Origin of the sequence: Paenibacillus farraposensis (assembly GCF_020736845.1) — a bacterium.
Lineage (GTDB): Bacteria > Bacillota > Bacilli > Paenibacillales > Paenibacillaceae > Paenibacillus > Paenibacillus farraposensis.
The window spans coordinates 1-10,503 of the sequence record NZ_JAFFQR010000094.1; the positions used below are offsets into that span (position 1 = coordinate 1).

Annotated in this window: 1 protein-coding gene; it reads left to right on the top strand. The window is 54.7% G+C overall.

Annotated features, from left to right (window positions below):
* A partial coding sequence (locus tag JO375_RS14820; protein WP_229525193.1) for a non-ribosomal peptide synthetase occupies positions 1–10,503 on the top strand: 10,503 nt, incomplete at both ends.

Here is a 10,503-nt window from a genome sequence, read left to right on the forward strand (position 1 = left end):
ATGACCGTTACGGCTTGGGCGCGGAGGACACGATTCTGCAAAAGACCACCTTCACCTTCGACGTGTCGGTATGGGAGCTGTTCTGGTGGTCGATGGTTGGCTCGAAGGTGAGCCTGCTGCCCGTTGGCGGGGAAAAGGATCCGGAGGACATTGTCGATACGATTGCCCGCGATGGAGTCACCACGATGCACTTCGTGCCAGCGATGCTGCATGCGTTCCTGGAATATGTGGAGCAGCAGCCACGGGAAGTGATGCAGGCGAAGCTGGGCACGCTGCGCTACGTATTTGCCAGCGGCGAAGCGTTGCCGCCGCAGCATGTGGCCCGGTTCCAGCGGCTTGTGCCGAGCCTGGCTGGAGCGAAGCTGATCAACCTGTACGGACCGACAGAGGCGACCGTGGACGTATCGTACTTCGACTGCGAGCCAGGAGAGGAATATGCGGTGATTCCGATCGGAAAACCGATTCAGAACATCCGTCTGTACATCGTGAAGGAAGGAACGGAGCGGCTGCAGCCGATCGGGGTTGCAGGCGAGCTGTGCATCGGCGGTGTGGGCGTAGCCCGTGGGTATCTGAACCGACCGGAACTGACGGCGGAAAAATTCGTCGCCGATCCGTTTGCCGGTGGCGAAGCAGGCTATGAGCGGATGTACCGTACAGGCGATTTGGCGAGATGGATGCCGGACGGGAACATCGAATATCTGGGCCGGATCGATCATCAGGTGAAAATCCGGGGCTACCGGATCGAGCTGGGCGAGGTTGAATCGCACTTGCTGAAAGTGGAGTCTGTACGAGAAGCTGTCGTCATGGCACGTGCGGATGAAACGGGACAAAAACACATGGTGGCGTACTACGTGGCCGGGCAGGAGATGGGTGCCAGCGAGCTGAGAAGTGAGCTCGGCCGGGAGCTGCCAAGCTATATGGTGCCGTCGTATTTTGTGCAGCTGGAGCAAATGCCGCTGAGTCCGAACGGCAAAATCGAACGCAAGGCCCTGCCTGCGCCGGAAATACGTCTCGCAGCAGACAGGGAGTACGTGGCACCACGGACGCGGCTGGAAGAGCAACTGGCGCATATCTGGCAGAGCGTACTGCATGATCCGCAGATTGGAATTACGGATAACTTCTTCGAAGTGGGAGGACATTCTCTGCGCGCCACAACTCTGGTGGCGAAAATCCATCAGGAGCTGCATCACAAGCTGGCGCTGCGAGATATTTTCCAATATCCGACGATCGAGCTATTGGTACGAGTGATGGGTGAACAGACGCAGCAAACGTACGCATCCATACCTGTTGTGGAGAAGCGCCCATATTATCCGGTTTCCTCGGCGCAAAAACGGATGTACGTGCTGAGTTATCTGGAAGGTGGAGAGATTAGCTACAACATGCCGGGAGCTTTGATTATTGAAGGTTCCCTGGATAAAACGCGGCTGGAGCAAGCCTTCCGCCAGCTGATTGCCCGTCATGAAACGCTGCGAACCAGCTTCGATATGGTGGATGGCGAGGTCGTGCAGCGCATCGCTGCAACCGTTGAATTCAACGTTGAACATGTACAGGCAAGCGAAGAAGAGACACGGCAGTACGCACTGGACTTTGTACGTGAATTTGACCTTGCGCAAGCACCGCTGCTGCGGGTTCAACTGGTGGAAAACGGACCGCAACGTCACGTGATGCTCTATGACATGCACCATATTATTTCGGATGGGGTTACTGAAGGGATGATCGTGCAGGAATTCTCCCAATTGTATGAAGGCAAGGAGCTGTCGCCACTTCGGATCCATTATAAGGACTATGCTGTTTGGCAGCATGCCGGTATGCAAAGTGACCGTCTTCGTGAGCAAGAGCGCTATTGGATGAAGACGATGGCTGGCGAAATTCCGGCGCTGGATATGCCAACAGATTTTGCAAGACCAGCCGTACAGCGTCTGGAAGGGGCTCGATATGATTTTTCAATCAGCGCAGAGGACAGCGAACAGCTGAAACAGCTGGCCGCTCAAACCGGATCGACCTTGTACATGGTGCTGCTTGCAGCATATAGCACCCTATTGCATAAATATTCGGGGCAGGAGGACATTATTGTCGGCACGCCGATTGCTGGGCGGCCACATGCGGAACTGGAGAGCCTGGTAGGTGTATTCCTCAACACGCTGGCGATCCGCAACTATCCGTCTGGCGAAAAAACGTTCCTTGGTTACCTGCAGGAAGTCAAAGAGCATGCGCTCAGCGCTTATGAGCATCAGGACTATCCTTTCGAAGAGCTGGTTGAAAAGCTGAATTTAACACGGAATACGAGCCGAAATGCGCTGTTTGACACGATGTTTGAGCTGAAAACATTTGAGCAGCAGGAGTTCGAGCTGGAAGGTCTGACCTTTAAGCCGTATCCGACGGAAAATAATACGGCCAAATTTGATTTGACCCTGGATGCATTGGAGCAGCCGGAAGGCATTCTGTGCAGTCTGGAATACAGCACAGCGCTATACAAGCCTGAGACAATCGCGCGATTGGCCAAGCATTTTACCGAACTCGTTCATGCTATTGTACTTCATCCGCAGCAGCCGCTGGCAGCTTTGGATATGGTAACCGTCGAGGAAAAAGCACAAATCCTCTACGGTTTTGGAGATGTGGGAGTATCGGATGTTGCTGCTGTTGAAGCAGGAGCCTTGTTCCATGCCTTTGTGGAAGAACAGGTACAGCTAGTACCGGATCATGTGGCGGTTGTGTACGAGAAGCAGCAGCTCACGTACCGCAAGCTGAACGAGCGTGCGAACCAATTGGCTCGCAGATTGAGAAATGAAGGCATCGGGCGTGAGTCGATTATCGGCATCTTGAGCGAACGCTCGGTGGACATGCTGGTCGGCGTACTGGCGGTATGGAAGGCCGGAGGTGCGTATGTGCCGCTCGATGCCGATTATCCGTCCGAGCGAATCCGCTTTATGCTGGAGGACAGCGGAGCAACGGTGCTGCTGACTCAAACCGGCTTGCAGGAGCGTGCCCAGGTATGGCTGGAGGAAAGCCAAGCAGCATCCGAATCCGCAGCCGGGCTACGTCTGCATACGATGCTGGCGCTGGACGATGAGTCGCTGTACACCGGGGATGCCACAGATGTCGAGCATATCAACGAGCCGCAGGATTTGGCGTATGTGATTTACACCTCCGGGACAACGGGACGTCCGAAGGGTGTTATGATCGAGCATCGCAGCCTGGTGAATACGGCAGCGGCGTATCGCCGGGATTACCGTCTGAGCCAGTTCCCGGTACGGCTGCTGCAACTGGCGAGCTTCTCCTTCGACGTGTTCGTCGGCGATATCGCACGGGCGCTCTATAACGGCGGCACGATGGTCATCTGCCCGAAAGATGACCGGATTGATCCGAGCCGTCTGCATGGCTGGATTCGCGATTACCAGATTACCGTGTTCGAATCGACACCAGCCCTGATCGTACCGTTTATGCAGCATGTGTACGAACACGGACTGGACATGAGCAGTCTGGAATTGCTGATCACCAGCTCGGACAGCTGCAGCGTCACGGACTACCGGGTGCTGCAGGAACGGTTTGGCGCGGATATTCGCATCATTAACAGCTATGGCGTTACAGAGGCGGCAATCGACTCCAGCTTCTACGACGAAGAACTGTCGAAGCTGCCAGGCAGCGGCCATGTGCCGATAGGCCAGGCGTGGCTGAACGCCCGCTTCTACATCGTAGACAGCCAGCTGAATCCGGTGCCGATCGGCGTACTGGGCGAGCTGTGCATTGGCGGAGCCGGGGTAGCACGTGGCTACCTGAACCGTGCAGAGCTGACGGCGGAGAAATTCGTGGCCAATCCGTACGTAACGGGTGAACGACTGTACCGCACAGGGGACTTGGCACGCTGGATGGCGGACGGCAATGTGGACTTTATCGGCCGGATGGATTATCAGGTGAAAATCCGGGGCTACCGGATCGAGCTGGGCGAGATCGAAACGGCGATCCAGCGGGTGCCGGGCGTGCGTCAAGCGGTGGTGATCGACCGGACGGATGAGCGTGGACACAAGTATCTGTGCGGGTACATCACCGGAGAAGCGGAACTGCGGCTGGAGGAGGTACAAGCAGAGTTGGAAGCCGGCCTGCCAGCGCACATGGTGCCAGCACGCCTGAAGCGTCTGGAGGCGATCCCGCTGACCAGCAATGGCAAAATCGACCGTAAGGCCCTGCCGGAGCCGGAAGGCAGTATCCATACCGGTGCAGCTTATGTAGCACCGCGTACCACGGCCGAGCAGGTACTGGCTACGGTATGGGCCGGGGTGCTCGGCGTGGAAGCGGTAGGCACGCAGGATAACTTCTTCGAGCTGGGCGGCGATTCGATCAAGGCCTTGCAGGTATCGTCCCGCTTGCTGCAGGCAGGCTATCGACTGGACATGAAGGACCTGTTCAGTCATCCAACACTGTCAGCATTGGCGCTGAAAGTCCAATCGGTGACAAGAGTGGCAGATCAGAGCGAAGTGATGGGCGCTGTGAAGCTGACACCCGTTCAACAATGGTTCTTTGAACAAAACCTGACGGATACTCATCATCATAACCAGTCCATCATGCTGCATAGCAAGGACGGTTTTGACGAACCGTCCCTGCGTAGGGCGATGGATCAAATGGTTAGCCATCACGACGCGCTGCGTACGATTTTCCGACCTGCCGAGCAGGGATATGAAGCCTGGAACCGTGCGGTTGGCGAGGGCGAGCTGTATACGCTGGAACGGGCGGATTTCAGCAATGAGGCTGAGGTGTCTGCGGCGATCGAGGCCAAAGCTAATGAAATTCAAGCAGGAATGGATTTAAGCGAAGGACCGCTGGTCAAGCTGGGGCTGTTCCGCTGCCCGGATGGAGATCATTTGCTGATTGCGATCCATCACTTGGTGGTGGACGGCGTATCCTGGCGCATTTTGTTCGAGGATATTGCGACAGCTTATGAGCAGGCATTGAACGGACAAGCGATTCGTCTTCCGCACAAAACGGATTCGTTCCGCATCTGGGCTGATGAACAGTCCCGATATGCGCACGGTTCGGCAGTGGCAGCAGAACTCGCGTTCTGGCAGGAAATCGAACAGGGTGCATATGAGTCGCTTCCAAAAGACCAGCCACACCCATATTCTTTGAATAAGGATAGCGAGATCATTACTTCCACGTGGACAGCTCAGGAAACGGAGCAGTTGTTAAAACAGGCGCATCGTGCCTACAACACGGATATGAACGATTTGCTGCTTACTGCGTTGGGAATGGCTATTCATCGCTGGGCAGGTATCGAACGAGTGCTCGTCAATCTGGAGGGTCATGGCCGGGAGTCCATCTTGCCAGAACTGGATATTACACGCACCGTTGGCTGGTTTACGACTCAATTCCCGGTTGTGCTGGATATGAGCACGGGGCAAGACCTTTCACATTGCATCAAAAATGTGAAGGAAGGATTGCGCCGCATTCCGCAAAAGGGTATCGGCTACGGTATTTTGAGATACCTGTCCGCAACACGTGAGCAAGAGTGTTTTGCAACCGAACCGGAAATCAGCTTTAACTATTTGGGACAATTTGATCAGGATATGCAAAACCAGATCATTGGTATATCTCCTTACGCAAGTGGTGCCGTGCTTAGCCCACATGCGGCAAGATCATACGCGCTGGACATGAACGGACTGATTTCGGAAGGCGAACTGCAATTGACGATCAGCTACAGCAATCAGGAATACCGCCGTGAAACGATGGAGCAGCTAGCCGAAGCGTTCAGAACCAGCTTGCAGGAAATCATTGCCCATTGCGTAAGCCGCAAACAGCAGGAGCTGACTCCAAGCGATGTCATGCTTAAACATGTAACCCTGGACGAACTGGATCAATTGGTAGAGCGCACCCGCGACATTGGCGAACTAGAAAATGTATATGCGTTGACGCCAATGCAAAAAGGCATGTTGTTCCATAGCTTGATGGATGCAGATTCAGGCGCTTATTTTGAACAAACGACATTTGATCTGCGCGGATGCTTCCAAGTGGATGTGTTCCAAGACAGTTTGAATCATCTGGCACAACGGCATGAAATTTTTAGAGCCAATTTCTTCAGCGGCTGGCAGGATGAGCCTGTGCAGGTCATTTTCCGCCGCAAGGATATTGGTTTCCGATATGAAGATCTGCGTCATCTGGATGATCGGGAGCGGGGCGCTTATGTGAAGGAATTTATTCGCCAGGACAAGGCAACCGGATTTGATTTGTCCCGGGATGCGTTGATGCGCGTAGCGATTTTACGAACAGGTGACGAGGATTATTATTTTGTGTGGAGCTCTCATCACATCTTGATGGATGGCTGGTGTGTAGCGCTGGTAACGAATGAGGTGTTTGAGGCTTATTTTGCAGCCGTGGAGCACAGAGAACCAAAGCTTGCCCCGGTTACTCCATACAGTCAGTATATTGAGTGGCTGGAAGCACAGGATGTAGTGGCTGCATCTTCATACTGGAAGGATTATTTGCTCGACTATGACCAGCAAACTTCGATTCCGACCGGAAAAGCAGGCGTGAAAGCGGATGGTGCACAATTTGAGCATGTGCTGTGCGATCTGGGCAAGGACTTGACAGGACGCATTGAAATGGTTGCCAAGCAGCACCACGTGACCACGAATACATTGCTGCAAACGGCATGGGGCTTGCTGCTTCAAAAGTACAACGGTAGTGACGACGCTGTTTTTGGCGGCGTTGTGTCTGGTCGTCCGGCTGACATTCCGGGCATCGAAAATATGGTGGGCTTGTTCATTAACACTATTCCAGTACGTATCCGCAGTGGGGCTGAGGATACATTTGCCGACATGATCAGAGCAAATCAGAAGCAGGCGCTGGCTTCTCAAGCTTATGAAACGTATCCGCTGTATGAAATTCAAGCCTTGACCGAGCAAAAGCAAGACCTGATCAACCATATCATCGTGTTCGAAAACTATCCGGTGGAGGAACAGGTCGAGCAGCTTGGCGAAGGTGCAGAATCGGATTTTGAAATTAGCAATGCAGGTATGATTGAACAGACCAACTATGATTTCAATCTGGTCGTCATGCCGCAGGAAGCGATGAAAATCCGATTCGAATACAATGCGAAGCTGTATGACCGTGAAGCTGTTGAACGGGTTCAGGGTCATCTGGTGCAACTGCTGGAGCAGGTGGCAGCGAAGCCAGACATTCAGGTATATGAGCTGGATGTGCTAAGCGAGCAGGAGCGTGAGCAAATTCTGGGCGTATGGGGAGCTACAGCGGCTGACTATCCAAGCAAGCAAACGATTCACGGCTTGTTCGAGGTACAAGCAGGCCAGACACCGGAGCAGGCAGCGTTGTTCTTCGAAGGAGAGCAGCTGAGCTATCGCGAGCTAAATGAACGTGCGAACCGCCTGGCGCGCACCTTGCGCAGTCAGGGCGTGACAAAGGATCGCTTGGTGGGTCTGATGACCGAGCGCTCGGTGGACATGATCGTGGGCATCTTCGGGATTTTGAAGGCCGGAGGCGCGTATGTCCCTATCGATCCGACATATCCAGAGGAGCGTATCCGCTACATGCTGGACGACTCGGGGGCAAAGCTGCTGTTAACGCAAAGCCATCTGGTGGACAAAGCGGCTTTTGACGGCAATGTGCTGGCGCTGGATGGGGAGCAGGGTGTCTATCACGAGGATGGTTCCAATCTGGAGCTGTTGTCCGGTCCGAACGATCTGGCGTATGTGATTTATACGTCGGGTACGACGGGACAGCCGAAGGGCGTTATGCTGGAGCATCGTGGGCTATGCAATCTCAAAACGTATTTTGATCAGGATTTTGGGATTAGTACATCGGATCATGCACTGCTGTTCGCCAGCTACTCGTTTGATGCGGCTTGCTGGGAAATCTTCATGGCGCTGTTCAGTGGAGCCACATTGTATGTGCCAACGTCAGAGACGATTTTGAACTATGAGAGATTCGAGCAGTACATGTCAGAACATCAAATTACGGTGGCGACGTTACCACCGACCTATGCGGTATATCTGGAGCCGGAACAGATGCCAAATCTGCGTATTCTGGTCACGGCGGGTTCAGCCACTTCCACAGAACTTATTTACAAATGGAAGGATCAGGTAGCGTACTATAACAGCTACGGTCCAACCGAAAATTCGGTGGCGACGTCAGCCTGGTCGGTGTCCGAAGATGCAAGAGCAGGACAGTTGATTTCCATCGGGCGCCCTATGCCGAATCACCGGGTATACATGGTGGATGTACATGGACATTTGGCGCCGGTGGGCGTAGCGGGTGAGCTGTGCGCGTCCGGTCTGGGATTGGCCCGTGGTTATCTGAATCGTCCGGAGCTGACGGCCGAGAAATTTGTAGCGAATCCGTTTGCGGCTGGCGAAGCGGGCTATGAGCGGATGTACCGTACAGGTGACTTGGCGAGATGGATGCCGGACGGCAACATTGAATACTTGGGCCGGATCGACCATCAGGTGAAAATCCGCGGCTACCGGATTGAACTGGGCGAGATCGAGGCACAAATTCTGAAAGTGGAAGACGTGCAAGAGGTCATCGTACTGGCACAGGCGGACGAGCAGGGGCAAAACCAACTGGTGGCGTACTATGTGGCCGAGCGGGAAGTGAGTGCAGGCGAGCTGCGCAGCTTGCTAAATGAGGAGCTTCCCAATTACATGGTGCCGTCGTATTTCATCCAGCTGGGGCAGATGCCGCTGACACCAAACGGCAAAATCGACCGCAAGGCCTTGCCGGCACCGGAAGGCAGCCTGCAAAGCGGAGCCGACTATGTCGCACCGCGGACGTGGGTGGAAGCGAAGCTGGCGCAAATCTGGCAGGATGTGCTGGGCCTCGCGCAGGTCGGCGTGAAGGAAAACTTCTTCGAGATTGGCGGACATTCGCTGCGGGCGACAACGCTGGCCTCGAAGATTCACAAGGAGCTGAACAAGCCGCTTCCATTGCGCAGCATTTTTGAAGCGCCAACGATTGAACAGCTGGCAGCTGTGCTGGAAAGTCAGGAACAAGTGGCCTATGCGTCCATTCCGGTGACGGAAGAGCGCAGCTTCTACCCGCTGTCCTCGGCGCAAAAACGACTGTATGTGCTGCATCAGTTCGACCCGAATGATGTGAACTACAACATGCCGTCGGTGCTGCATGTGAGCGGTCCGCTGGACGTGAAACGAGTGGAAGATGTATTCCGTCAATTGATCGCCCGGCATGCGACCTTGCGTACGCGCTTTACCCTTGTGGACGGTGATCCGATGCAATGGATTGAGGACACCGTGCCATTCGAGGTGGAGTATGCGAAGGTACAGGCCGGAGATACGACTGCACTTACAGGTCTGACTACGGGCACGATGGTCAGTCCAGATACGCAAGAGCTGGTGCGACGCTTTGTACGTCCGTTCAATCTGCAAACCGCTCCGCTGCTGCGGGTAGGCGTGGTGGACCTGGGCGTACAAGGACCGGAGCAAGAACCACAGCATCTGCTCATGCTGGATATGCACCACATTGTGTCCGACGGGGTGTCCATGGGAGTACTGACCGATGAATTTGTCCGCTTGTATGACGGCAAAGAACTGTCACCAATGCGGATTCAGTACAAAGACTATGCGGTATGGCAGCAAAGCGAAGCCCATCAGGAGTGGATGCAGCGTCAGGAAGCGTACTGGCTGGACACCTTCCGGGGCGAGCTGCCGGTGCTGGATTTGCCAACCGACTTTGCCCGACCGGCGGTGCGGAGTACCGCAGGGGATACGGTCGTCTTTGGACTGGAGCGTGAAGTCAGCGAACGCCTTAAGGAGCTAGCGGCGCAAACAGGCTCTACGCTGTATATGGTGCTGCTGGCGGCGTACACCGCGCTGTTGCATCAATACAGCGGCCAAGAAGACATTGTGGTCGGCACACCGATTGCCGGGCGGCCGCATGTGGATCTGGAGCCGATTATCGGGATGTTCGTCGGCACGCTAGCACTGCGGAACTATCCGACAGCAGAGCAAAGCTTCCGCAGCTTCGTGGAGGATGTGAAGACGCGTACGCTGCAAGCTTACGAGCACCAGGACTATCCGTTTGAAGAGCTGGTGGAAAAACTGAATGTGAAGCGGGATATGAGCCGCAACCCGCTGTTCGATACGATGTTTACGCTGCAAACCACCGAGGAAGGCGAGCTGCAGCTGACCAACCTGAGCTTCCGTCCATACGGATTGGAGCAAACGCCAGCGAAGTTTGATTTAACGCTGGAAGCGAGTGAGGAAGAGGCAGGCATCCAGTTCGGCCTGCAATATGCAACCGCATTGTATCAACGGGAAACCGTGGAACGAATGACACGCCACTTCATCCGGCTGGCTGAAGCCGTGGCGGCGAACCCGGATGTGAAGCTGGGAGAAATCGAACTGATTACGGCAGAAGAAAGCGAGCAGATTCTGAGCGTGTTCAACGATCCGCAGGCGCATAGCATGCGTGGAACCGGATACGCACAGGACCAAACGTTAAGTACCCTGTTTGAACAGCAGGCAGCGAATACGCCGGATC